The sequence below is a fragment of the Rubinisphaera margarita genome (assembly GCF_022267515.1).
In the GTDB taxonomy this organism is placed as follows: Bacteria; Planctomycetota; Planctomycetia; order Planctomycetales; family Planctomycetaceae; genus Rubinisphaera; species Rubinisphaera margarita.
Genome location: NZ_JAKFGB010000007.1, coordinates 227,305 through 251,561, shown reverse-complemented (window position 1 = coordinate 251,561; position 24,257 = coordinate 227,305). Strand labels below are relative to the sequence as shown.

General features: G+C 58.0%; 14 protein-coding genes. 6 read left to right on the top strand and 8 right to left on the bottom strand.

Annotation, left to right across the window (positions count from 1 at the left end):
• Positions 1-363 precede the first annotated feature (363 nt).
• A complete protein-coding gene (locus tag L1A08_RS03230; protein WP_238754157.1) occupies positions 364-1,017 on the top strand; it encodes a response regulator transcription factor in 654 nt (217 codons plus the stop codon).
• A 139-nt stretch (positions 1,018-1,156) separates the two neighbouring features.
• Here the strand turns inward: L1A08_RS03230 and L1A08_RS03225 are convergent, their stop codons facing one another.
• The 6 genes from L1A08_RS03225 to L1A08_RS03200 form a co-directional block, all read right to left on the bottom strand.
• Entirely contained in the window at positions 1,157-11,152 is a 9,996-nt protein-coding gene (locus L1A08_RS03225; RefSeq protein WP_238754155.1) for a cadherin domain-containing protein, read from the bottom strand.
• Between the two features lie 468 nt (positions 11,153-11,620).
• Positions 11,621-12,727, bottom strand: a complete 1,107-nt coding sequence (locus tag L1A08_RS03220; RefSeq protein ID WP_238754153.1) for an aminopeptidase — start codon at positions 12,725-12,727, stop codon at positions 11,621-11,623.
• 47 nt (positions 12,728-12,774) lie between these two features.
• On the bottom strand, positions 12,775-12,963 hold the full coding sequence (locus L1A08_RS03215; protein ID WP_238754151.1) for a hypothetical protein: 189 nt from the start codon (positions 12,961-12,963) through the stop codon (positions 12,775-12,777).
• 3 nt (positions 12,964-12,966) lie between these two features.
• Positions 12,967-15,216, bottom strand: coding sequence for a ferrous iron transport protein B (gene feoB / locus L1A08_RS03210; RefSeq protein ID WP_238754149.1), 2,250 nt, complete (start codon positions 15,214-15,216; stop codon positions 12,967-12,969).
• Positions 15,217-15,267: 51 nt separating this feature from the next.
• On the bottom strand, positions 15,268-15,504 hold the full coding sequence (locus L1A08_RS03205) for a FeoA family protein (protein WP_238754148.1): 237 nt from the start codon (positions 15,502-15,504) through the stop codon (positions 15,268-15,270).
• A 138-nt stretch (positions 15,505-15,642) separates the two neighbouring features.
• Positions 15,643-15,897: a FeoA family protein gene (locus L1A08_RS03200; protein ID WP_238754146.1), complete on the bottom strand. Its 255-nt coding sequence runs from the start codon at positions 15,895-15,897 to the stop codon at positions 15,643-15,645.
• A 434-nt stretch (positions 15,898-16,331) separates the two neighbouring features.
• Between L1A08_RS03200 and L1A08_RS03195 the strand changes: the two genes are divergently transcribed.
• From L1A08_RS03195 to L1A08_RS03175, 5 genes are all read left to right on the top strand, one after another.
• Positions 16,332-17,582, top strand: a complete 1,251-nt coding sequence (locus tag L1A08_RS03195) for a beta-ketoacyl-[acyl-carrier-protein] synthase family protein (RefSeq protein ID WP_238754143.1) — start codon at positions 16,332-16,334, stop codon at positions 17,580-17,582.
• 182 nt (positions 17,583-17,764) lie between these two features.
• On the top strand, positions 17,765-18,016 hold the full coding sequence (locus L1A08_RS03190) for an acyl carrier protein (protein ID WP_238754140.1): 252 nt from the start codon (positions 17,765-17,767) through the stop codon (positions 18,014-18,016).
• A gap of 370 nt (positions 18,017-18,386) precedes the next feature.
• Complete coding sequence (locus tag L1A08_RS03185) at positions 18,387-19,772, top strand: phytoene desaturase family protein (RefSeq protein WP_238754137.1); 1,386 nt, start codon at positions 18,387-18,389, stop codon at positions 19,770-19,772.
• A 170-nt stretch (positions 19,773-19,942) separates the two neighbouring features.
• Positions 19,943-20,161, top strand: a complete 219-nt coding sequence (locus L1A08_RS03180; RefSeq protein WP_238754135.1) for a hypothetical protein — start codon at positions 19,943-19,945, stop codon at positions 20,159-20,161.
• Between the two features lie 28 nt (positions 20,162-20,189).
• The gene (locus L1A08_RS03175) at positions 20,190-20,654 is read left to right on the top strand and encodes a hypothetical protein (RefSeq protein WP_238754133.1); all 465 of its coding nucleotides are present in this window, start codon (positions 20,190-20,192) and stop codon (positions 20,652-20,654) included.
• Positions 20,655-20,703: 49 nt separating this feature from the next.
• Here the strand turns inward: L1A08_RS03175 and L1A08_RS03170 are convergent, their stop codons facing one another.
• Together L1A08_RS03170 and L1A08_RS03165 are read right to left on the bottom strand one after the other, a co-directional pair.
• The gene (locus L1A08_RS03170; protein ID WP_238754130.1) at positions 20,704-21,294 is read right to left on the bottom strand and encodes an FHA domain-containing protein; all 591 of its coding nucleotides are present in this window, start codon (positions 21,292-21,294) and stop codon (positions 20,704-20,706) included.
• A gap of 187 nt (positions 21,295-21,481) precedes the next feature.
• On the bottom strand, positions 21,482-24,085 hold the full coding sequence (locus L1A08_RS03165) for a hypothetical protein (protein ID WP_238754127.1): 2,604 nt from the start codon (positions 24,083-24,085) through the stop codon (positions 21,482-21,484).
• Positions 24,086-24,257: the final 172 nt, after the last annotated feature.

The window sequence follows — 24,257 nt, the reverse complement described above, 5'->3', positions numbered from 1 at the left end:
CATTAATGATCTTTCATTGACAGTCGGACGACACTAACTGAAACTCTTGTGGCATCAGCAGTTATTGATCGGTTCGGTCGGTCAATTGTTGCCTCTCGAAGCGATCGGAGGAAGCCTCTCCGGGCATCTTTTCTGAAGGATTTTTCCGATTGCGTGTCCATTTGGGCAGTTTTCGCACGGGATTTGCGGACAGTTCAATACGTTCTTATCCGTAGGAGGGCCATTCGCAGCGCCTGCCGTCAGTTCTGACACGGCATTGGCAAACCATATTTAAGTCACGACAAAAGTCTTCGCCGCCCGTAAGGACACTTTCACCCTGATTGTGGCCGTGCGTTTCGGCGGAAATGTTTCGGGGAGGATGCCATGGGAGCTAAGGGCCAGGCGACCGTGTTTGCAGTCTTTTGCGAAGATGCCCTCAGTACGTCCAATGTCGAAAGCCTGCAGGCAGCCGACTATCGGGTGAGGCATCTCGGCAGCGTAGAGGAACTGTCCAGTCAAATTCGATCTGATACGGTCGGCTGTATACTGGTGAATCGAAGCCGGGATGGTCAGGAACCCGAAGAGGTTCTTCAAGCTCTCGGACCTCAGCTTATTCTTCTCCCCGTCGTTGTGCTTTCCCCCTTCATTACCGTCGATTATGCGGTCTCGGTGCTCAAGGCGGGGGCCTGGTCGGCCCTGATTGCTCCCTGTGAAGACAGACAGTTGCTGCAAAATGCCGCGGAAGCCGTGGAAGAATCGCTGAGGCGTTACGAGATTCGTGCTCAGGATCTGGAATTGATCCAGCGATTTCGCAGCCTGGATGCGGACGAGTTCAATATTCTCGAAGAGCTCGTCCAGGGCCGCATCAGCAAAGAAATTGCACTCCAGCTCGATATCAGCACCCGCACTGTCGACCGTCGTAAACGAGCGTTGTTCGACAAGCTCGAGATCGACAGTCTGGCCGATCTGCTGCTTTCCTATCTCCGATGGCAACAGATCGACGGTTCGTTCCGTAACTCTCGGAATAACTTTCGCTGAATCACTTATACAGCTTGCGGGGCAGTGTCGATCACTGAACGTATGCCGCAGGCTGTGCGATGACGGATACAAAAAGAAAGGACCCGCCACTCAAACAGGTGGCGGGTCCTTCTCAATTCAGCGAAGTTGCTCAACCGGCTTACAGATCAGCCAGCAGATCGAGCAGGCTCTGGTCTCCAAAGGTTTCGTTCACATCGTCAACGGACTCCGAACTGACATTGGTCGTCGAACCAGCCGGCGTGCTTCCGCTTGCAGATCCAATCTGAGTCTGATCGGCTGAGGACGACTGGAACCGACCTGCCAGAGCAGCCATACTCGCGTCCGAGGCGGGAGCGATCGGCGATGTCGGCGGAACCGGAAGGCCCGGAGCGTCGTACTTTCCAGTCTGAACGCCGACCCAGGTCAGAGTCGGATCCCACACCGGGCCGGACTGAGTTGTGAACGATGAACCGTTGGAGATGCCGTACCACCAGCGGCCGCCCGTGCGAGTCGGCTGTCCGTTAACAACCGTCTGCTTCTCGGCTCGGCCGGCGATATCGGCTCGTCCATCGCCATTGAAGTCGCCCACTTGAACGTCTTCCCACAGAACGCTTGAACTCCAGCGACTCCAGTATCGGGTCGTGAAACTGGTGCCGTCGGAGATGCCGACCCACCAGACGTCATTCGAAGTACGTCCAGCAACGTCATCCAGACCATCGCCGTTGAAGTCTCCAGCAACGATGTCCTGCCAGCCAGCGGTTGCTCGCCAGTTCGACCACGAGGTTGTCCGCAACTCCGAGCCGTTCGACAGCGAGACCCACCAGCGACCATTCGCGGCGCGACCGGCAATATCTGTCCGTCCGTCACCGTTGTAGTCAGCGTAGGTCACATCCTGCCAGCCGGCGTTGCCCGACCAGACGCCAAACGTGCTGAAGGTGAAGTCGCGACCGTTCGACAGACCCATCCACCAGCGACCGCTCGCGGTTCGCAGGGCGTAGTCCATGAAGCCGTCGTTGTTGAAATCGCCCACTCCGACGTCCTGCCAGCCGGCGTCCGCCTTGCGGGCGATCTGGGCCCAGCTGACGTTATCGAACCGCGTCCCACGAGACTCAGCAATCCAGATCCGGCCGTCAACCTCGGCCAGACCAACGATGTCATCACGGCCGTCGCCATTGGCGTCCAGCACGCGGATATCGGTGAAGGCCGTCGTCGTAACACGCCACTGACCCCAGCTCTGGATGTCGTAGCTGCTGCCGGTCGAAATCCCGACGAGCCACTCGCCATCACTGGCCATCACAGCCAGGTCATCGCGACCGTCTCCGTTGAAGTCGCCGGTCAGCGAAGTCTGAATCGTCCGACCATTCAGGTCGAACATCCCCCACGTCCGGGACGCATACACGCCGTTCGAACTCGTATTCACCAGTGCCCGGGCATCACCGTTGTGCAGGCTCAGTCCCACGATTCCCGAGACGCCAGCCGGAGCCATCGCATCGGAACCGTAGACCCGGATGTCGTCGAACGTCATCCCTTCAGAGGGGAACGTGTTTGTTCCCGTTTCCTGCAGTTTCACCCAGACGGTGCCATTCAATTGCAGGCCCAGACCCTGAGCCGCTGCGGACACGTTGAAGATGAAGTTCTTGTAGACCCCACTCGAGGTGCCGTTGATGAAACTGTCGAGACGGTGCCACGTGTTACCGTCGATACTGAACGACACGCCGTCGCCAATCGTCGAACCGGTGAAAGTTGCCGGCAGAGGATTGTCCCCATCGGCCGTTTCCCGCTGCCAGAAGTCGAGCGTGACATTCTGATAGCCGGCAGCATTGAAGCTGAAGACCGCTTCATTCAGGCCGGTGGTTCCACTCGTCGAATGGTCCATTCCGAGGTGATAGGTCCCGGCATGCACCTGACCCGACGTCGCGTTGGTCGTCAGGGCACGAATGCGGCCCGAGTTGGTCGAGCTGGTGGTCAGCTGACCGGTCGTGCCCGATTCGAAGCCTTCGTAGAACAGCTGCGTCTGCGTTTCTTCGAGATTCTTCAGGACGATCGTCACGACAGCCGTATCTGTCAGCCCCGGCGTACCGCCATCGGTGACAGATACATTGAGTCGGAAGACCGGGTTGGTCTCGAAGTCGAGAGCGGCTGCATTGTTGACTCGCAGTCGTCCCGTGCTGGCGTCGAGCGTGAACGCGTTGTTCGTATTCCCACCGGTGATGGCGTACGTCAGCGGATCACCCAGATTCGGATCCTGAGCATTCAGGTAACCAACGATCAGGTTCGAAATCGAGTTCTCGTTGATGTAGAACGTCTGGTCATTCAGCACCGGCGGCTGGTTATTGCTCGGCGAGCCGTACAGTCGCAGATTGTCGAAGGCGAATCCGTCCGTTCCTGTCGAAGTCACTCCGTAATCATCGTACTGCTGGAGCTTGATGAAGAAGTTGCCGTCGATATTCAGGCCGTTATCCGAAGCGAACTGCGTCAGGTCGAAGCTGTTCGTCGTATACAGCGAGGTCGATGCCGAGCCAGTCAGGCTGATCAGTCGGTACCAGGCGTTGCCATCGGTGCTGATCGCGACCCCGTCGTAGTTTCCGGAACCAACGAACGTGGCCGGCATTGGGTTGTCTTCGTCGAAGAATTCTCTCTGATCGAAGTCGAAGTTGAGCTGAGCGATCCCGTTCGCGTTCACTTCCAGAACAACTTCATTCAGGGACGACGCACTTCCTTCGTTGCCGGAATCGAGGATCAGGTGACGATTGCCAGTTCGCGGCTGGAACTGGCTGGTCGTATAAACCCGACCGCCGGTCGTGCTGGAGACGACATACGGAGAACCAACCGGGATCAGATTGCTCGGCGGCATCGAGTTCGGGAAGTCTTCGAAACCGTCGAAGAACGGAATCGTGACTCCATCGAGCAGGTCGAGCACGTTGATCGTGATCACAGCCGTGTCCGACTTGTTCGGGTTGCCATCGTCGGTCACCTGGACCGTGAGGTTGAACGTCGGCTGAATTTCGAAGTTCAGAGCATTCTGATTGTTGACCGTAATCGTGCCCGTGCTGGCATCAATCGCGAAGGCATTGTTGGTATTGCCACTCGTGATGGCGAAGGTCAAGCCGTCGTTATCGGGATCGAACGCGACGACCGTGCCGACCACCGTGTTGTTCGGGGCCGACTCTTCAACCGAGAAGGTCTGATCGTTGACGATCGGCGTATCGTTCACATCCGTAACGAAGATTGTCGCGGTTGCTTCATCGAACAGTCCACCGGCATCAGTCACCCGAACTGTGAGACTGAAGATCGGAGTGCTCTCGAAGTCAACCGCACTTGGAGTGGCGACGGTAATTTGTCCCGTCGTCGCGTTGATCGTGAACGCTCCGCCCGTGTTTCCACCGGTGATCGAGAACGTGAGCATGTCCCCGGCATCCGGATCGGTCGCCGTCATCGTCCCCACAACAGTCCCGACCGGAGCCTCTTCATCGACGGTGAACGAAGCATCGTTGATGGTCGGCGTTTCATTCACATCGGTCAGCTGAATCGTGATGTCGGCCATGGCCACCAGGGTGCCCGGCCCGTCATCGGTCACACTCACGACCAGGTCGAACTGACTGATCTGCTCGAAGTCGAGTGCGGCACTGTTGTTGACCGTGATCTCGCCAGTGGTCGGGTTGATCGAGAACGCGCCGTTCGTGTTGCCGGACACAATCGCGTAGGTCAGGTTGTCGCTGTCGACATCGCTCGCCACCACGGTTCCAACCGACGTTCCGTTCGCAGAGTTCTCTGGAACGCTGAAGGTCTGATCGAGGATCTGCGGCGGATGATTGATGATCTTCCGCAGCACGTACTCGCCCAGTCCGGAGACGGCCTGCACCTGAACCGTGTAATCGCCGGTTTCCTGAGCAATGATCACCAGTTCGGCGTTCCGTCCATCGCCAGCGGAATTGTCATCCGAACCGACCGACAGGCCACTCGGAGCGATGACGAGCAGTCGCGGATCGAGCGTGTTCTGTGGATCGTGCAGCGGGTTATTCAGCGGCGTTGAGGTGACCAGATAGAGGGCCTCGCCGGCGTTCAGGTGCACGGTGTAGTTGTCGAACGGGACGAAGCCCTGTTGAACGACGGTGAACTCGTGCAGGCTGTCGAGTCCGTTGTTCGGACCAGCCAGGGTATTGAGCAGGTTGAACGAGGTATCGCGGATACCGGTCAACGCGTTGCCTTCCAGCGTCAGCTGGTAGTTTCCGTTCGGCAGCGGTGAGAAGCCGGCTGAGATCGTCAGCGTGACCGTCGCGTTGCCGTCGAAGGAAACCGTGACCGGAATGATCTGGTCATCACCGGTGCCGAAGACGCCGTCGTTTCCGGCTTCCCGCAGCTCAAAGTTATTGACATCGATTGCCGTCGAATCGAGCAGGGCTTCATTGAACACGACCTGAATGGCCGTGATCGAACCAGACTGAATTCCGCCGATCGGCGTGATGCTCTGAACGCGCGGTCCCACCAGATCCGACACATTGGTTCCGGTTGGAAGGTTGAACGCGACATTCGCCATCGAATTCTGGAAGCCGGTCAGACCCGTACTCGGGGCGAACTGATCGAACTCGAAGTCGACGTCGACATCGTCGAACGTGCCGAACGTCTGATCGTTTCCGACACCAACGATGTTGGCCAGGTTGCCTTCTTCGTCGGTCAGGCTCGCCAGGCTGTTGGCATTGTTCGTCGGGAAGTTGCCGAACATGTAGCCGGCTTCGCGGGAAACGATGTTCCCCAGTCCGACGCCGACGAGATCGATCATCGTCGTTCCAGGGCCGAGATTGAACCGGTTGAGCGATGTGCCGGCGGACCCCGGTGCACTCAGACGATCGAGAAGCACGACACCGAGTTCATCGAGAATCTGGTTGCCGATGTCATTCGACTCAGCAAACCCAGTTCCCGACAGTCCCAGCTGGAACTGCGAACCACCGACAACGATTCGCGTCACGTTGCCGCCATTGCCCGGATCGGCATGGTCGCGGCTGTTGAGGATCTCGATATCAAAATCGCCGTGATTGAAGGTCGTCGAGAAATCGCCGTTGATGCCCGACTGGCGGACGTCATCGGCGAGATTCTCCGTGACTGTGGCCAGAATGGCATCGATCAGAGCGCTCTCTTCAAACGAGCTCAGTCCCCAGCCACCGAGATAGCTCGAGAGACCACTGAGGAATACGTTTCCATTGGTGCTGCCGAGGCGGCTCGAATCGACGACCTCGCCGTTGAAGTCCAGGAACAGAATCTGGCGAGCACCGGCTCCCTGTTCTTCAAGCACAGGACGATGGACATCGAGATTCAGCTGGTAAGCCCCCGTTCCGCCAGAGATTGAAACAAAGTATTGTCCCGCGGCGTACGCAGTGTAAGGCAGAGTGATGTTGCCACCGTTCTGGAGCGGCGAGTTCGCGGGCAGATCGGACGTCAGATCCTGCGTCGATGTAGCCAGCACTGTTCCGAACTGATTGTAAAGAGTGAGGGTCGTCCCCGCTCCAGTATTCCAGGCGTTGATGACATCGCCAGCGTTCAGTTCCACGGCAAATGTGTCGACGTCCTGCTGCTGTCCATTCAAGCCGATGACAAGCTGATAAGCGCCCTGGCTGGCAACGCCGGTTCCCGACGAAGAATCGAACGGATCGGACTGGAATGAATCTCCGCTGCCATAGCCTCGCACGGCCACGAAGTAGTCATCGTTCGCCGCCGCGATGTAGCTCAGGTAACTGTCGAGCGATCCCCCGAAGTCGTCGTTAGAGGCGACCAGAGTCCCGCTGGAATTGTAAATCCCGACAACAGAGTCGAGCGAGCTGCCGGTCGAGCGGGCATTAATATCGACGGTGATTGCGTCACCCGCATTCACATTGCGGACCGCATAGAAATCATAGTCCCCCGAAGTGGTGGAGTAGGGACCATTGCCGATGAATCCTGAGCCAATGGTGAAGCGACCGTTTGTAAGGCCCGTTTCATTGGCCAGCGGGATGGAGCCATCATCTTCGGCCACGGTGAAGCTTAGCGGTGGCAGCGGCACACTCAGGTTGCCATCGATCACGACCGAGGTGCTCTCGCCGTTATCGAACCCGAGTGGAGCGGGATCCGCCTGGCCAATGGGGTCGTTGGGTTCCGACTCGGTCATGTTGATCGGAGTGGTATTCGGCGGCGTGGTGGCCGAATCGCCGCTTCCGCTGACCGGAGTTCCGCCTGTTGACGGCGTTGAATCGGGAGTGCTCGGCGTGAACGTGTTCTGATCGAGATAGCCGACAACCGCTTTCAGATCGGTGATATCGCGGTTGGCCTGCCCCTGATTCGGTTCGGTCTCAAAGGCGGTCGAATCCGTCGTCACCAGCAGGGCGTAATCGCCTGTGGCATTCGCGTTGAGGATTCGCAGCTGATACAGCCCGTCCCCATCGACCATGAAGTCGAGGATGCCGAGGTCGTAGTTCGACGGATCGACGCCCAGCGGCATGTTCGAGGCGGTCGCCAGAACCGTTCCGATCGAGTCGGTCAGCTGCAGAGTCGTGCCGGAGAAGTCAGCGGAAAGACCATCGAGGACGACGTCGATCGTTTCGCCGATGTAGCCACTCAGATCGATCGTGTAAAGTTCACGGTCGTCCTGCGCTCCGATGCCTTCAATTGTTCCGAGCACAGCGAAACGTTCGTAGCCGAGATTCGTGTAGCCCGGATCAATGGCCATCTGATTGGCGTTATTGGAGTCTCCGACGAGACTCTCCAGCGATGTGTTAAGATAGCTGTCCATGGTCAGCGTTGTCGGATTGACCAACGGCTGACTGGTTGTCACTCGGATGCGGTAACTCTGGGTAATCGGCAGCAGTTCGGCGGAAACCGTCAGCGGCTCGCCAGAGTTCGAAACAAAAGACTGGCCGAGTTCGACAATTTCCAGAAGAATGACCGAGTTGGGATTCGTCGATTCGACATAAGCGGAGAACTTCTCGCCGGCCAGAGCGTAGAAGTCGAACACGACTTCGGTCGTTGTGCCGTCGATATCGAAGGTCCGGTTCAGATCGCCATAGATCTGCGAGCCGAGCGGATTGAGCCGCTGGAAGTCGAGGTTCGGGCTGTTGGTGACGTCGATTGTGACCACCGAAGTCGACGACAGCATGCCGGTTCCATCGTCGGTCACGCGAATCTGCAGCGCGAACTGCGGCATCGTTTCGAAGTCGATCGCGGCCGAGTCGGCGACAGTGATCTCGCCTGTAGTCGCGTTGATAGCGAATGCTCCGCCGGCGTTTCCTCCAACGATGGTGTAGGTCAGGTTGTCATTATCCTGATCAGTCGCGGCCACGAATCCGATCGAGGCTCCCGCAGTCGGGTTTTCCTGCGTGGTAAACGTCTGGTTAGCCGTGATGACTGGAGTGTCGTTCACGTCATTCAGATTGATCGTGATCGTCGCGGAGTCCGTCAGTGTCGGATTCCGGCTGTCAGTCACCTGAACGGTCAACGAGAAGGATGGCGTCGTCTCGAAATCGAGTTCCGCAGAGTTGGCGACTCGAATCACACCGGTCGCGACATCGATCGCGAAGGCTCCATTCGTGTTGCCTGCGGTAATCGCGTACGTGACCGGATCGCTTTCGGCGTCCGAAGACTGAACGATGCCAACGATCGTGTTGTTGGCCGAGTTTTCGTTTACGGAGAAGGTCTGATCGTTCACGATCGGAGCGGTGTTCGGGCCGAACGCGGCATCGATGCTGTCAGACGCATCGGCCAGAGCCCACGTGCCGCGACCGAGCGTTCCGGCAACGAGCACGTCGTCGCTCGCGTCGTAGTCCATGTCGAAGACCAGAACGTTCGGCATGTCGAGTCCGAGCGGAATCCACGTGCCGGTCGCGGTGATCGACGAGATGAAAATGCCTTCGTTTGTTCCTGCAATCACGACCTGATTGGTCCCGGAGTTCGCAAAGGAGAGCGAACGAATTTCATCGGCATAGGACAGCAGGTCGCCGGTAATGTCCGACCAGGACGCCCCGGTGTCGGTCGTCATGAAGACCTGATTGTTGTCGGCGACGAACACGTTGGACCAGTCGTCGGAATTCACCGCCAGGTCGCGAATTGCCGACGTGGTCGGATCGGCTGCCACTGCGGCGACGTTGCCAGTGCCGGAAGTCCGGACGAAGACATCGCTTCCTGCAGCGGCCCAGACAAGATTCGGATTGTCGATGCCACTCTGACGTCCGCCATAGATGAGGGCGTTGGTCCAGATATCCGAATCGCCGGTTGCCCCAGAACCAATCTGAGCAATCGTGTTTCCGGAGTCGAGGGATTCGTAGAGAGCGTTGGCTCCCTGAATCAGCAGTCGACCCCCAGCCACCATATTGGTTTCAACTGGGGTCACGAAGTTCGGGATAAATGCTGCCCCACCACCGGTCACGGTCGGGCTAAGAAATGTCGTATTCAACAGGTTGCCGGACGAGTCCCAGACAGTTCGACGGAAGGCTCCCAGATTCTGGAAGCTGGTGTAACGCACCGACTGGTTGCTGCCAGCCAGTTGAATGTTATCGATGGCGATGTCGCCCCCATCGGCTGTGGAGAGCGAAACCCACTCCAGAGCACCTTCGCTCGGCTGGTAGGTCGAACCCGTATCCTGGTTGCCGGACATGGCGACGTTGCTGAGCGAGTCCCAGGCGACGTTGTGGCTTTCCGTCACCTGCAGAGAGCCAGTGATCGAGAACCAGTCGCCCGTGTTGGACTGCGGATTGGTGCGTCGATAAACGCCACCGTCGTCGACTTCAATGATGTTGCCGTTGGCATCGAAGGTCATATCCCGCGAGTCGGCGTGCGGAGAACTGCTGCTGGCCGTTCCGCCGCCCGCTGCTCCCATTGTATTGCTGTGCGTCAGATGCACGAACTGGCTGCCCGCGGGCTGGCTGGCATCGCCCCGGAAGAGACGTCCGGTGAAGTCGCTGGCACCGATCGAGTTCGGGAAGCCGCCCGCATCGCCATTGGCACGTGGCTGACGGTCGCCGCCGACATACACAATGTTCGCGTTGTTCGGATCGGCCAGAATCGAGAAGTGGATACTTCCCTGACCGCCGGCGATTTCTTCAGGAGTCCCGCTGGTTGGCCCCTTGCTGCCGCGCGGGTTCAGTCCGACATCAATGCCGTTTTCATTGGTCGACGGCGTGTCCATCTGCGTCCACGTGGCTCCTCCATCCGGAGAGCGGAACAGGCCGGCCAGATCGCCGGTATTGATGATCGCCGCATAAACCTCATTGCTGTTTCCAGCCGCCAGTTCGACGTTACTGGTTCCTCCGCCGAACAGCGCGTTCATCGCTGCAGTGCCAACGGAAGTCCAGGATGCTCCGCCGTCCGTCGACTTGTAAATGCCGTCGCCGTTGCTGGTGTTGAAGGAGACGTTGGTGTACATCGTATTCGGGTTCTGCGGATCAACGACCAGATCGTAGCTGGCCCCTTCCGGCAGTCCCGTTGCCGAGCCATCGCCCTGGGAGACCCGCGTAAACGTCGCACCTCCATCGGTGCTGCGGAAGATCCCGATGTTGCTGAACGTGAAGTTGTCGGCGACGTTGACCGAGACGACCACGTTATTGCCATTCGCGGCAATCCCGGAGATGTTCTTGCCGGTAAGAATGCCTCCACCGAGAGAGGCCCAGGTTGCTCCCCCGTCGGTCGAACGGAAAAGCCCTTCCCGGGTGTTGCCGGTTCGGCCGAAGCTGCTGTAACGTCCGATTCCAACGTAGACAGTTTCATTAGAGGTGTCAGCACTGTCGAAGGCCAGGGCACCGATCGACTGGGACGGCAGATCGTCCGTCAGCGGGGTCCAGGACGGGCTGACAGCGGTCGCGTTATCGGTCCGCCAGACTCCCCCGTTCGTGGCTCCTACGTACAGGATGTTGGGATTCGTCGGATGAGCCAGCACAGTGTGCACGGCACCCACGATCGTGTCGTTCGGAGCAATGTTTTCGACTTGTCCATCGGACGCCGAGAAGGGGCCGAGGGGATCCCACGTTCCCTGACCGGCAAGCAGCATTCTCTGCTCCATCTCTTCGACCAGTTGGACGAAGCGGGTCGTCGAACCACTTTGGCGAGACGAGCGAGCAGCACGTTTCCCGGGAAGCCGCTTGAGAGACGATTCAAGAACGAGCGTCGAAACGCGCGCAAAGAGCGTAGGAATTGGCATTGATTCACCTTAATCAACCGAGCTGTGGTTGGTGAACTGGAGTCTTCGAGGTGGACGGGGGCAAAAACAGATCATCGTCTGTTCATGAACCACGATCCTATAATGGCAGGTTTTGCGAATTCAAGAAGCTACCCGTTAAATTCGCTGATTTTAGGTTATCTCCCCCTGAATGCGCAGGGTCCGCAGTGTGCATAGTCTCATCAGAGCCGGTCAGCACTCGCGCAAAACCGGAACACTGACGGATTTTGAGCGAATTTAACGGTCGTAGCGGAGCGATTGGGCGAATTGTACCGCTTCGCACCATCAGACAGTGAGGAAGCGTCCGCAGAAAACACGGGATGCCCGGCTCCCCTCAAATCCAATGCAGACGGCCAACGTCCGGGAATCCAGCTGTCCGGACAGTCCCGTTCATTAAAACGGGACCAATCAGAGTATTCGTCATATTTTCAAGATTTGATGGGTGGACAATTAGGGATTGAGTCCCTGCAGGTCCTCGGGGATGAACCGACCATCCTTGCGGATCAGTTCATCGTCGAACCAGACTTCGCCGCCTCCATCTTCTGGTTTCTGCGAGAGAATCAGATCCCAGTGCACTCCGCTGCGATTGCCGTTATCGGCAGTCGTATAGGCATTGCCGGGCGTAAAGTGCAGCGAGCCGCCGATCTTCTCGTCGAACAGCGTATCCAGAATGGCCTGCTTGACGTTGTAGTTCACCCCGAGAGAGAACTCACCGATGTATCGGGCGCCCTCGTCCGTATCGAGAATCTGGTTCAGCCGCTTCGATTCCCCAGCACAACTTGCCTTCACGATGCGGCCATCTTCGAAGTCGAAGCAGACATCCCGGAACACCGTGCCGCTGTACCGGCTCGGGATGTTGTAGTGAATCCGACCCTGGACCGAATCCCGCACGGGGGCAGTGAAAACTTCGCCGTCGGGAATGTTCCGTCGCCCGAAGCAGGGGACGACCGGGATATCCTGGATCGAAAACTTCAGGTCGGTATCCGGGGCGACAATCCGAACGTTGGTCGTTGCGTTCATACGTTCGACCAGCGGCTTTTCCGCCTGCTCCATAGCGGCATAGTCAACAGTAGTGACCGAGTAGTAGAAGTCTTCAAAGGCCTGCGTGCTCATATTGGCCGACTGCGCCATGGACGGCGTCGGATATCGCAGAACCACCCAGCGGGTCTCGGGAACGCGGATCTCGAAGTGGACCGGTTTCATGTACTTCGAGGAATACAGCTCCATCAGTTCGGAGGGAACATCTGAGAGTTCGGCCGAATTATCCGAAGCGCGAACGCCGATGTAGGCCTGCATCTTCTTCATGCGTTCGGCGTCGATGACAGCTGCTGCCGAGAGCGTCGCTTCATCAGCAGTAAGCAGCCAGGTGCGGGTAATGGCGTTGCTGCGGAGCTGAACGTGTGGAATCGCGCCGGCTTTTCGGACTTCCCGGACGATGCACTGCAGCAGATTCATGTCCGGCAGATCGAAGGCTTCGATCAGCACCTGTTCGCCGGACTGCAGGCGGCAACTGTGGTTGACGAGGATATCCGCGAGTTTCTCGTGGCGGGGGTCCATGGCGCACTCCTTCACTCGAAGCCGGCTGACCAGGGCAGCGGCGGGGATTACTTTTCTGAACGGTTCGTCTTGTCCGTCAGTTGTATCAAATCCCCTTCTGATTTGCCGCCGGGACGGGCCGCGAACTCACAGGATCCGCAACCCGGCTGTCCTGTTCGCAGCAGACGACGCAGGAGCAGGACGACCGCCACGGCCACGATGAGCAGAGCGACTGCAGTCTGCCAGTCGAAATTCATTGCTCAGGTTCCTACGAAAAGCATCCCGATTTGATACGTCAACAACGCTCCGACATAAGCGAGGAGCGTCATGTAGGCGAACGAGAACACGGGCCACTTCCAACTGTTTGTTTCCCGTCGCATCACCATCAGTGTGGCGCCGCATTGTGCACACAGGGCAAAGAAGACCATCACCGACAATGCGACCGGCACGTTGAACAACGGCTCCCCGTTCTCATGACGGGCCGCCCGCAACCGGTCGATCAGCCGCGTATCGCTTTCGTCGACATCACCACCCAGGCTGAAGATCGTTCCGAGCGTACCGATCACGACTTCACGGGCAGGGAACGAAGCCAGCGTGCCGATGCCGAGACGCCAGTCCCAGCCCAGCGGACGAACCACCGGTTCAATCGCATGTCCCGCCCGGCCGAGAAAACTCTGGTCGAGCAACGATGCGGAAAGCTGCCGCCGTTGGTCTTCGAGTGCTTCCTCTTCCGGTGTGCCTTCTTCGACGCCAGGGCTCTCGAGTTGAGTCATCACCTGATCGAGCTGCGAGTGGTCTCCCGGGAAGTAACCCAGTGCCCAGACGATGACGGTGGTCAGGAAAATGAGCGTTCCCGCTCGAGCCAGGAAGGCTTTAGCGCGATCGTAAACCCGATAGAACACGACACGCAGCGACGGAAATTTGAAGCTGGGCAGTTCCATCACGAACGGAGCCGGCTCGCCTTTGAACCAGGTCTTTTTCAGGATCCAGGCGATTGGAACGGCGACGACCGCGCCGAGAAGATAGAACACGAACAGCACTACGCCCTGCAGATTCAGCAGGCCGCCGAGCATCGCTTCGTTCGGAATGAAGGCGTTGATCATGAGCAGATAAACCGGCAATCGTGCCGAGCAGCTCATTAGTGGAGCGACGAGCATCGTCACAAACCGGTCGCGCCGATCTTCAATAGTTCGCGTCGCCATGATGCCGGGGATCGCGCAGGCATACGACGACATCAACGGCACGAATGACTTCCCGCTCAGACCGACTTTGGTCATCAGCCGGTCCATAATGTAAGCGGCTCGCGACATGTAGCCGCAGTCTTCCAGGATGGCGATGAACAGGAACAGAAACGCGATCTGCGGGAGAAACACGACCACAGATCCGACGCCGGCAATGAGTCCGTCGACAATCAGACTGCGAAGGGCTCCCGGAGCCATGGCCGAGATTACCGCGTCGGCCGCCAGCCCCTGAACGGATTCAATCGCATCCATCAGCGGGCCAGCCCAGGTGTAAATGGCCTGGAACATCAGCAGCATGATCGCGGCAAAGATCACCGGCCCGGTTACACGATGGGTCAGCCAGGCATCGAGATGATCCTTTTTCTGCTTCAGGTGTCCTTTCGCCGGTTTGGTGATCACACCATCAAGTATCTGGCGGGCCCAGCCGTAACGGACCCGGGGCTCAATTGCCGGAATTGGACAGTTGGCCTGAGCCAGTTCGCTCCGCAATTCATTAATCAGCGGATTGAGTGATCGGTCTTCCTGCAGAATTTCCCGTTCGGTTTCGCCATGAACGTCAAGCAGAAGTCGTTCCGCCAGATAGTGGGGCAGGGCCCGGCCGGTTCGCGTTTCGACTTCGGCGTGGAGTTTCTGCTGAGCCGCCCGGAAGTTCTCCGGGAACAGTTCCGGTCGCTTTGCGGTGTTCGGTTTCGATTCGTCGAACAGTTCGACGACCGCATCCTTAATCTGATCGACACCGATCCCCTTGCGGGCAACGGTGGTAATGACCGGAATCCCGAGCCGTTCCTGCAACGCGGCAACGTCGATGCTTGTCTCGCTCTTGAGGACTTCGTCCCACATGTTGAGCACGAGAATGGCCGGCACGCCGAGGTCGAGGATCTGGCTGAAGAGGTACAGGTTTCGTTCGAGGTGCGTGGCGTCGACGATACAGATGGCCGCATCGATCGGCTTTTCCTGTGGCTGCGTCCCGAGCAGAACACGAACGGAGACCATCTCATCAGCCGTGCGGGGAGAAAGGCTGTACGTTCCCGGCAGGTCGATCAGGTGGACTTCGTGCCCCTCGTGGCGGAAGCGACCGACTTTCTTCTCGACGGTGACGCCGGGATAGTTCCCGACGCGCGCATTCATGCCGGCCAGCGCATTGAACAGCGTGCTCTTGCCGGTGTTGGGATTGCCGATCAGGGCCACATGAACGGAGCGGGGGGAGCGCTGGTTCGGCGGAACCTCAGACTGGGAGGCGGATTCAGGTCTGGTCATCGATCCCGACATGCGGAGGTGTCCTCGTGGAGGGGCGTGTCCGAGTTCCAGCTGACAAAGGAATTACTCGGGGGAAGCGAAGCGAATTGTAACACGAGCCGCTTCAGATTTGCGAAGGGAGAGCTGATAGCCCGAAATGCGAAACTCCAGCGGATCGCCCAGCGGGGCACGCCCGATCAGTTCGATCTCTTCACCGGGAATAATTCCCATCTCCATCAGCCGCATCGCGACCGAGTCAGAGCCTTCGACATCTTCGACAATAGCGATGTCCTGCTCTTTTAGATCATTCAGTTTGGGCATGGGCGATCCGTTCGATGCCGATTCGCCGGGCTGGCTGGAGACGAAGTCGTGTCCCGATTCAGATCCGGGGAAACGCTGTGAAGGACGTCACGGCGATTCAGACCTGAAGTCGGCCTCTGGCAGGGCGTAAGGCGAGTTTCAGACGAGTTGCGAAGCTGCTCCGGCGGAAACGAGAATCATCGCGGCCTGGCCGCAGCGGAGCAGGATATCGTGACCATTGACCGTGATCAGTGTCGGACAATCCTTCCGCTTGATGGTGAATTCGCAACCGCAGCGGATTCCCATTTCGGCCAGACGACTCACGGTTTTGTCGTCGCCGGATACGTCGACAATGACGCCCGTTTCGCCGGTCTGGAGAATTTCAATGGGGACGACTTCTGGGCCGCAATTCATAACTGATTCTCTTTCCCTGAAGATGAGATTGAATCTCAATGGCGTCATGGTAGGGGGTGGCCCGGTGACTTTCAACGGATTTTGTCACCGAAAACCGCCGCGACGAGGAAATGAACGCCGGGATCTGATCTCAATTATCGTCCCGGCCGCGGCCTGAGATTGATTTGCAGGCCGGGGGGAATTGGAATTTGGGGGTGATCTGTCGCTTTGCCTGTCGGCTGGCTTGTGAGTCGACCGTTTTGCCGTTACTTTTCCTAGCTTCAGATGAGAGGAGTACCGAGCCCTGCCCGGGGCTGGGATCACTGCGATAATCCGGCGTTGCAGCCGGCGTGATCATCGTACCGTCGACTTCCCGACTGGCAGTCGCAGCCTTTTATCGCTTCAGTGACGGCAGACGATCCTCTGCCCTGCAGAACGGATGAGCGGAAAGTTCAATGGCGGACGGAAATCCCAACAGCGACCGAATTGTGATTACCGGGGTCGGGTTGACCTCGCCGAATGGCAATTCGCTCTCCGAGTTCCGCCAGAACCTGCTGGCCGGACGTTCCGGAGTCGTGCCCTACGAGACCCGATACATGGGGCCCGTTCTGGCAGGAGTCTGCGACTTCGACACCCTCAGGCACCAGAAGCGACGGGATCTACGTCGCGGCACACGGGTCGGTTCGGTCTCGGTGTACTGTGCCAACGAAGCAGTCATTGATTCCGGCGTCGACTGGGAAAAAACCGAAAAGGACCGCGTCGGCGTCTATCTCGGCATCACCGAGCACGGGAACGTGGAAACCGAGAACGAAGTCTACGAGATTTCGAAATTCGAGTACGACACCTCGGTCTGGACCCATCATCACAATCCCCGCACGGTGGCCAACAATGCCGCCGGCGAAGTGACCATCAGCTTGGGGATCACCGGGCCTCATCTGACGATCGGAGCTGCCTGTGCCGCCGGGAACGCTGGTTTCATTCAGGCCGCCCAGATGCTGCGACTCCGGGAAGTCGACCTGGCGATTGCCGGCGGGGTTTCCGAGAGCATTCACACATTCGGCATTTTCGCCAGCTTCCAGAGCCAGGGAGCGTTGGCTCGACACGAAGACCCGTCCAAAGCGAGCCGGCCGTTCGATCAGGATCGAAACGGAATCGTGGTCGCTGAAGGTGGCGGAATCTGCACGCTGGAGCGTCTCGATGATGCTCTGGCCCGCGGAGCGAAGATTTACGGTGAGATCATCGGCTACGCGATGAACTCCGACGCCAAGGACTTCGTGTTGCCCGATCCGAAACGACAGGAGCAGTGTATCCGACTGGCTCTCAAGCGGGCGGGGCTGGAGCCCAATCAGATCGACATTGTCAGCAGCCACGCGACGGCGACCGAGCAGGGCGATATCGAAGAATGCAAAGCCCTGCGAGCCGTTTTTGGCGAGTGCACAAACACCCGCATCAACAATACGAAGAGCTTCATCGGGCACGCGATGGGCGCCGCGGGTGCTCTGGAACTGCTGGGGAATATCCCATCATTTGAAGACGATACCGTTCACGCTACAATCAACCTCGATAACATTGATCCCGAGTGCGCTCTGGATCAACTCGTCGTCAACCACCCCGTTCACAAACCGAACGTCGAGTACATTCTGAACAATTCGTTCGGGATGCTCGGCATCAACTCGGTTCTGATTGTCAGGAAGTTCACCGGATAGTCCGGAACTTCATTTCACGGGAGTGTTCTCAACACGGGTCCGATTTCTGTCCGGTTTTCCGGCAGTTTCCCGTTCCTGCGGAATCCGAGGCCGCACCTGTTGGAGCTGTAACGGGCTTCCGTTGCGTTTCCTCCGATCCGTCTCACGAACTCGAGTCTCGAAACCATTTGGAGAAGTATTGCATGACACCGGCAGAAATCCGGCAGGTTATCATCGACATCCTCAGCAAAATCGCTCCCGACGAAGACCTGTCGAATCTGGACGATGAAAAGCCCTTCCGCGACCAGATGGAACTCGATTCGATGGACTTCCTCGACATCGTGATGGAACTTCGCAAGCAGTATCGCATCCAGATTCCTGAAGAAGACTACCATCATCTGGTGACCATGAAGAGCACCGTCGATTACCTCACGCCGCGTCTGAAGGACGCCTGAGACGACTCCAGAGGCAATTGTCGATTGCCGGTGATACTTCCGTCCCCGGGATCCAGTGGCACTGACATGCCTGTCTGCGGACGGAAATCACCGCGGCAGAAGATCGAACCTCAATCGAGATGACCTCTCCCGCCCTCCGGTTTAATAAACGGTTGGATACAATGGGGACCCGAAGGCGCACAGACAGGAATGTCTGTGCCACCCTTTCGGAACGTCGCAGGGGCGGTTTCTGACTGCCGTCTGACATTCTGGGAAGTCGTAGCGGCGGCATCCGGCTGCCGAGTGCGCGTGGCTTCGGTTGGGCGGCCTGGTCGAGAATTGCGTATCAGGCCAGACCCCGTTGTTGCTTGTGAATCTTGGAGCCTCATCGTTGCATTACGATACGATCATCATCGGTGCCGGTCTCTCGGGGCTGGCTGCCGGGATTCGCCTGGCTTACTTCGAGCAGAAGGTCTGCGTTCTCGAGCGGCACTGGACCATCGGCGGACTGAATTCGTTCTACCGCCTCCGCGGTCGCAATCACGACGTCGGCCTGCATGCCATTACGAACTTTGCGGCTCCGGGAACCAAAACGGGACCGTTGAGCAAGTTGCTCCGTCAATTGCGGATGTCTTGGGATGACTTCTCCCTCTGCGAACAGAATGGCTCCTCAGTCGTCTTCCCGGGGGCTAAACTTCGCTTCAACAACGATTTCTCTCTGCTTGAATCGGAAATCGCGGAACATTTCCCAGCTCAGATCGACGCGTTCCGCCGACTCCATCAGTTCCTGCTCGAATTCAACGAGCTCGACCTGAGCCAGAAAGCCATCTCGGCTCGCGAGACCGTTTCCAGCTATCTCAGTGATCCGCTGCTGGTCGACATGCTTTTCTGCCCGCTCATGTTCTACGGCAGCGCCCGGGCCGATGACATGGACCTGAACCAGTTTGTCATCATGTACAAGAGCATCTTCATGGAAGGCTTCGGCCGCCCGTTCAAGGGCGTGCGACCGATCATGAAGGCGCTGGTGAAAAAGTATCGCGAACTCGGTGGAGAACTGAAGCTGCGGGCCGGAGTCGATGAGATTCTCGTCGAAGACGGCCGGGCAATGGGGGTGAGACTGGAAAATGGCGACGAGTTGACCGCTGACCGCGTCCTCTCCTCGGCTGGTCTGGCGGAAACGGCCTCGCTCTGCGGCGATGGTTTTCCCGTCCCTGAAGATGAGCGGCAGCCCGGCGTGGTCACCTTCAACGAGATGATCGACGTCATTGACGTTCAGCCGACCGATCTCGGATACGATGAAACGATCATTTTCTACAGCGAGACCGAACAGTTTCATTACCGTAAACCGGAAGCACCCTGCGATTTGCAAAGCGGCATTATCTGTTCGCCCAATAACTTCCGGTACGACGAGCCGCTGCCCGAAGGGGTGATGCGAATTACCGCTCTGGCCAACCACGATTACTGGCTCAACCTTCCGGAAGAGGAGTACCAGGCCGCTAAGGACGAATGGGCCAACCGGATCCGCGAAGCCGCCCTCCGCCACGTACCCGACTATCGGAAGCACATTCTCGATACTGATGCCTTCACTCCCCGGACGATTCGTCGCTTCACCAGCCACCTGAACGGCTGCGTGTACGGCGCCCCGATCAAACGTCTCGATGGCACCACGGGGATCGACCGGCTCTATTTATGCGGCACCGATCAGGGCTTTCTGGGGATCATTGGCTCGATGCTGTCGGGGATCACGATGGCCAACAATCACTGCCTGATGTCTTGAGCCCATTTTACGCTCGCATCCCAGCTTTCAGGCGACTGGTCCTACAACCGCTCTGGCCACTATTTCGCGTAAAGTCGATCGAATCCGACTGCCGATACAGTGAGATACCCGGAGTAGTTTCAAGGTTGGAAACTGCCGCGAAGAGACCACGACTCCATGGAAGGATGTCGATGCGACCACGTCTTAAGCTCTACACTGGCGATCAGGATTGCGGTGCTGTTGAAGAGCCGCAGGTTAAAGTTCGACTCGGCGAAGTCTGTGCTGCTCTCGCCGATGCGACGCGGTTCCGCAGAACCTGGCTGAGTGACTTCGAGGACGATGAGATCCAGGTGTCCGAGGATCTGTACGAAGTTCTCGCGGCTTACTGGCAGCTGCGTCCCGGTGCCTGAACCGCTTCGTTCGACTCAAGCCCGCTCCATGCGACCACGTGGCCGATCATTCCCGGAAGTGCTCGCCGTCGGCCTTGTTGCAGCCGGCGTCGCACTGTTGATGATGGGATATCTGACTCGCTTCGACGGCTCGATGATTCGAACCCGTGCCCAGGCTTATCTGAAGGGCATGGTCAAGCACGAAGCGCTCTACGGAGCAGGGGATCCGGCTGCGGTCACCGTGCATATTGAAGACGTACAGCGTCGCGGAGCTGAAGCGGTTGTCACCGCCAAGATTCGACACGAACGGGAGTGGATTCGCACGTCCCTGCAGATGAATCGGGACAGCCGTGGCACGTGGCGAGTCGCGGGTGTTCTCAGTATTCAGCCGAGTTCCGGCCTTGTCGCCAAAGCTGCGGAGACGCCTTCCGAACCCGAGGCCCCTGCAGAATTCAGCGAGCAGGTGCGGACCGCGTTTCAGAATGCAGACGGCGTGGACGTCCAGCGATACTGAGTTCGGCTTCGCTCAGAACAAGCCGCGTACGCTCCACGCGATTCCGGGCTTAAAGATCACTGAGGAACTTGTCGTAAGCATCGTCGTCGTCATCGACAGTCTTCATGTCGTTATCCGACGTCACGCCAGCGAGAAACGAATCGGAATCTTCGTCTTCGTCGATCAATTCTTCGAGTTCTTCTTCGGTGAAGCCCGACTCGGCGACTGAATGCTGCTCATCAGCCGGGATCGTTTCGTCTCCGGCTCCCACGTGAGCACCGCTGACGTGGCTGTCCAGATCGCCGGTCAGCGTTTCATCGGAGATCGAGGAGATGGTTTCGTTCTCCTGCAGACTCTCCGACTCGTGAATGATATGCACAGAGAACGCCGCAGGGCCGAGCTGGATCGTATCCCCTTCGCTGAGTTCGTAGGGCTGGTGCGCCTCGAGCTTTTTGCGATTGAGATACGTCCCGTTCGTGCTGCCGAGATCGATCAGGTGAGCATCGTCATGATCCACTTCAATCCGGCAGTGCTCGCGGCTCAGTTCGCCCGATACGACACGAATGTCGCAGTGGTTCTGGCGACCGATAATGGCACGTTCCCGGATGACAAGCCGTTTGACGTTGGATCGTTTATTGCTGACTTCAAGTTCGATATGCATGCGTATGTTCCGGCGGGAATCTCACTTCTCTGAGGCGTGGAATGACACCGTTAATCGCAGCCTATCAATAAATAGACATGCTTTCAATGCCATTTTTCAACGCGGGGAATGAAGTAGATTGTTCCAGAATCTTCTCGCAATGCAAGAGGATCAAATCACAGAGGTGATGAAATCGGGAATCTTCCGATCACTCCGATTCGTTTCCCACCCATTTGACCTCGTACTTCTCGTAGATGTCCGAATTCCACTGACGAACCAGATCACGCGAGTCTTCGTAGGTCATCATCTGGAACGGCGAGAATGGCGAGAACAGGCTGCCCTGAGCCGCCAGGAACGAGGCGCGGATCTCTGCGAGATCAGTCCGGTTATCGACCCGGACCACATGGAGGTAACGTCCATCGGCACTCTCGGTGACGCCCACCTGGCCTGGTTCCAGGTCCCGGAACACCGTTTCCATGAATTCGTTGCTGATTCCGCCATAAATCATCGGAAGTTCCGGCAGTTCCAGCGGCGGCGGCGCGAACGGGTTCGGATTCGCCGCCGATGAGCGAGTCAACCAGGTGAACGGGCTCGTGTAGGCCACATTCAGTTTCTGCCCACCCTCTTTTCCGGTTTCGGTGACGTCGGCCAGGGCTTCTTTCCAGGTCTTGTCGCCGGCGTTTCGCAGAGTTTCGGCGATCTTTTCGGCACGTTTGCGGGCCAGTTCACGAGCCTGAATCGCATTCCAGGCTTCCTGGACCTGTTCCTTCACGCCGTCTTCATCCCACGTTGGGACGTGCTGGGGCTTGAACGCGACCTGCCAGTGCAGGAAGCGGTTGAGCGTCGAAGGGTCTTCCGCTTCGAAGATCAGGTAACGTTGCCGTTCAATGGAGGCCAGATCCGGTCCGCTGAAGTGCTGTTCAACGACGGTCCGGGCGTTCTCCCGCTGGAAACGGATCGAAATTGGTTCGGTCGAGCTTCCAATCGGATGATCTTCGGATTCCTGCAGTTCTTCCGGAGACAGGAATGGCGTCTCCACGTACCGCAGCTTGTTTTCCTTCGCGTAAGCCTGAGCAGCCTTCTGGATCTCGGCTGCAATCGCTTCCTTGTTGTCGTCTTCCGCGTTGGCGTACTTCGAAACGATGTTGAACAAAGCTCCGCGAGATTCCTGCGTAATCTCGTTGATCTTCGCCATCACCCTTTCCCGCTTGATCTGAGCGCGAATTCGCTCGGTGAGAGCTTCGTCCAGAGGCTGGAATTCGGGAAGTGGGTCTGCAGCCGGCGGCGGCGTCATGGTGGACGTCGTTTCCGGAGCTGGCGTCGAAGTCGTTGCTGGCGGAGGAGTTGTGGTCGTCGCAGGAGCAGGCGTCGAAGTTCCAGCCGGAGCTGGAGCAGTCATCTCTGGAGCAGGGCGGGAGGTGGATTCCGGAGTCGGTGTCGAAGTCGACGCGGGAGCCGGAGTCGATGTTGAAGCCGGTGTCGGCGATCCTTCGGACGGAGTCGGCTGATCCTGAATCAAGGCGAACGCGTTGCCGAACGGACGGTGTTCGATTGCTGATGTGGTTCCTTCCGGAGCAGGCGTCGAGGTCGATTCCGGCTGCGGGGGAGCGGTCGGGGTGGCGGAACTCTCCGAGGTGTTCGCCGGAGGAGTCATTACCGGTCCGGGCAGGTCGCCCGATTCGATGGCCGGCGTATCCGTGCCGACAGGAGCAGGCAGTCCCGGAGCCAGCATCGGGCTTTCCAGGCCAGGAGCTTCAAACGGATTGGCATCATCCAGGCCTTCCATCTCGTCGCCGAACTGCGACGGGAATGGATCGGCGGTCTGATTCCGGTAATCCTCTTTATTGGCTTCGTAATAGGCTTTGACTTCTTCGTCGGTTACTTCCTTAACGGTCTTGGCCACCGTGTCGTAATCGACTTCGAGGTAAGCCAGCTTCACCCGTGGCGGCTGTCGGAAGCCTGGATCTGAACCGGAGGGGAATTTTTCTCGGTGTTCGTCGAACAGGGCTTTCAGTTCTTCGTCCGTTGGCTCGCCAACTTCAGATTTGAAGGCTTCGACCGCGACCGAAACAGTCGCCAGTTCCTGACGGACATTCATTTTCTGGTAATAATCCCAGAAGTTTTCCGGCGTGGCCACATATCGGGGCATCAGCTCGCGACGCAGGCTCTGTGAGGCAATCTGTTCGCGGATGAGGTTGAACAGTTCGCTGTCGCTCAAGCCGATCTGGCGAAGAATCTTGACGTAATCGCCGCCGCTCAGCTTGTTGGCTGTCGCCTGGCTGATGTAATCGGAAACCTGCTGGTCACTCACATAAAAGTTGACCTTGTCGGCTTCCCGCATCATCAGCATGTGCATCAACGCTTCCTGCTGAGGATCCCCGTTGCCGCCGAACAGATAGCTCTGCAGCATGAACATTTGAGGATTCTCTTCCCCCGCATGAGCGGCTCGGAAGGCCTGCACGAGGAACTGGTTAACCGTTTCGCGGCGGCGTGCGGCGTTCTGCAGTTCGATCTCGCTGATCGAACCAAACGACGTCGTCACGGCGGCCTGGGTGGTCGAGTTGGTCTGGAACTGAAGGCCGATCAATGCTCCGGCCACGCCCCCGACGGTCAGTGCGACCCAGGTGTATTTGGAGTTTCTCAGGATCAACCAGCCGAGCCCCACACCGACCAAAGCCCCGAAGATTGGCGGGAAAGCGGCCATGTTCTGCGTCAGAGAGTCGAGGACAATGAACGCAAACATTGCCAGCCCGGTCAGGGCGACCATCAAGACTTTCTGGTGTTTGCGAAAGACCGCGAACGGAGACTTCATCCTGTATCCTTACAAACTGCTCTGAGCGAAAAACCGCCATCGTCAACGATGGCGGAAAAGGGGCGAAGCCGGACTGTAATTAATTTTTACATGGTCCGACAAGCGAGTTTGGACCATTCTTGCCGAGAGTCGCAGCCTTGACAGTCGGCCCTGCAATCATTTAACCCTTTGT

What these genes read in the sequence shown, in the direction of transcription:
- L1A08_RS03215 (WP_238754151.1), bottom strand. Translation starts at nt 12,963, where the DNA reads ATGAATTTCGACTGGCAGACTGCAGTCGCTCTGCTCATCGTGGCCGTG.
- L1A08_RS03175 (WP_238754133.1), top strand. Translation starts at nt 20,190, where the DNA reads ATGCGACCACGTGGCCGATCATTCCCGGAAGTGCTCGCCGTCGGCCTT.
- L1A08_RS03190 (WP_238754140.1), top strand. Translation starts at nt 17,765, where the DNA reads ATGACACCGGCAGAAATCCGGCAGGTTATCATCGACATCCTCAGCAAA.
- L1A08_RS03200 (WP_238754146.1), bottom strand. Translation starts at nt 15,897, where the DNA reads ATGAATTGCGGCCCAGAAGTCGTCCCCATTGAAATTCTCCAGACCGGC.
- L1A08_RS03180 (WP_238754135.1), top strand. Translation starts at nt 19,943, where the DNA reads ATGCGACCACGTCTTAAGCTCTACACTGGCGATCAGGATTGCGGTGCT.
- L1A08_RS03170 (WP_238754130.1), bottom strand. Translation starts at nt 21,294, where the DNA reads ATGCATATCGAACTTGAAGTCAGCAATAAACGATCCAACGTCAAACGG.
- feoB (WP_238754149.1), bottom strand. Translation starts at nt 15,216, where the DNA reads ATGTCGGGATCGATGACCAGACCTGAATCCGCCTCCCAGTCTGAGGTT.
- L1A08_RS03195 (WP_238754143.1), top strand. Translation starts at nt 16,332, where the DNA reads ATGGCGGACGGAAATCCCAACAGCGACCGAATTGTGATTACCGGGGTC.
- L1A08_RS03220 (WP_238754153.1), bottom strand. Translation starts at nt 12,727, where the DNA reads ATGGACCCCCGCCACGAGAAACTCGCGGATATCCTCGTCAACCACAGT.
- L1A08_RS03205 (WP_238754148.1), bottom strand. Translation starts at nt 15,504, where the DNA reads ATGCCCAAACTGAATGATCTAAAAGAGCAGGACATCGCTATTGTCGAA.
- L1A08_RS03230 (WP_238754157.1), top strand. Translation starts at nt 364, where the DNA reads ATGGGAGCTAAGGGCCAGGCGACCGTGTTTGCAGTCTTTTGCGAAGAT.
- L1A08_RS03225 (WP_238754155.1), bottom strand. Translation starts at nt 11,152, where the DNA reads ATGCCAATTCCTACGCTCTTTGCGCGCGTTTCGACGCTCGTTCTTGAA.
- L1A08_RS03165 (WP_238754127.1), bottom strand. Translation starts at nt 24,085, where the DNA reads ATGAAGTCTCCGTTCGCGGTCTTTCGCAAACACCAGAAAGTCTTGATG.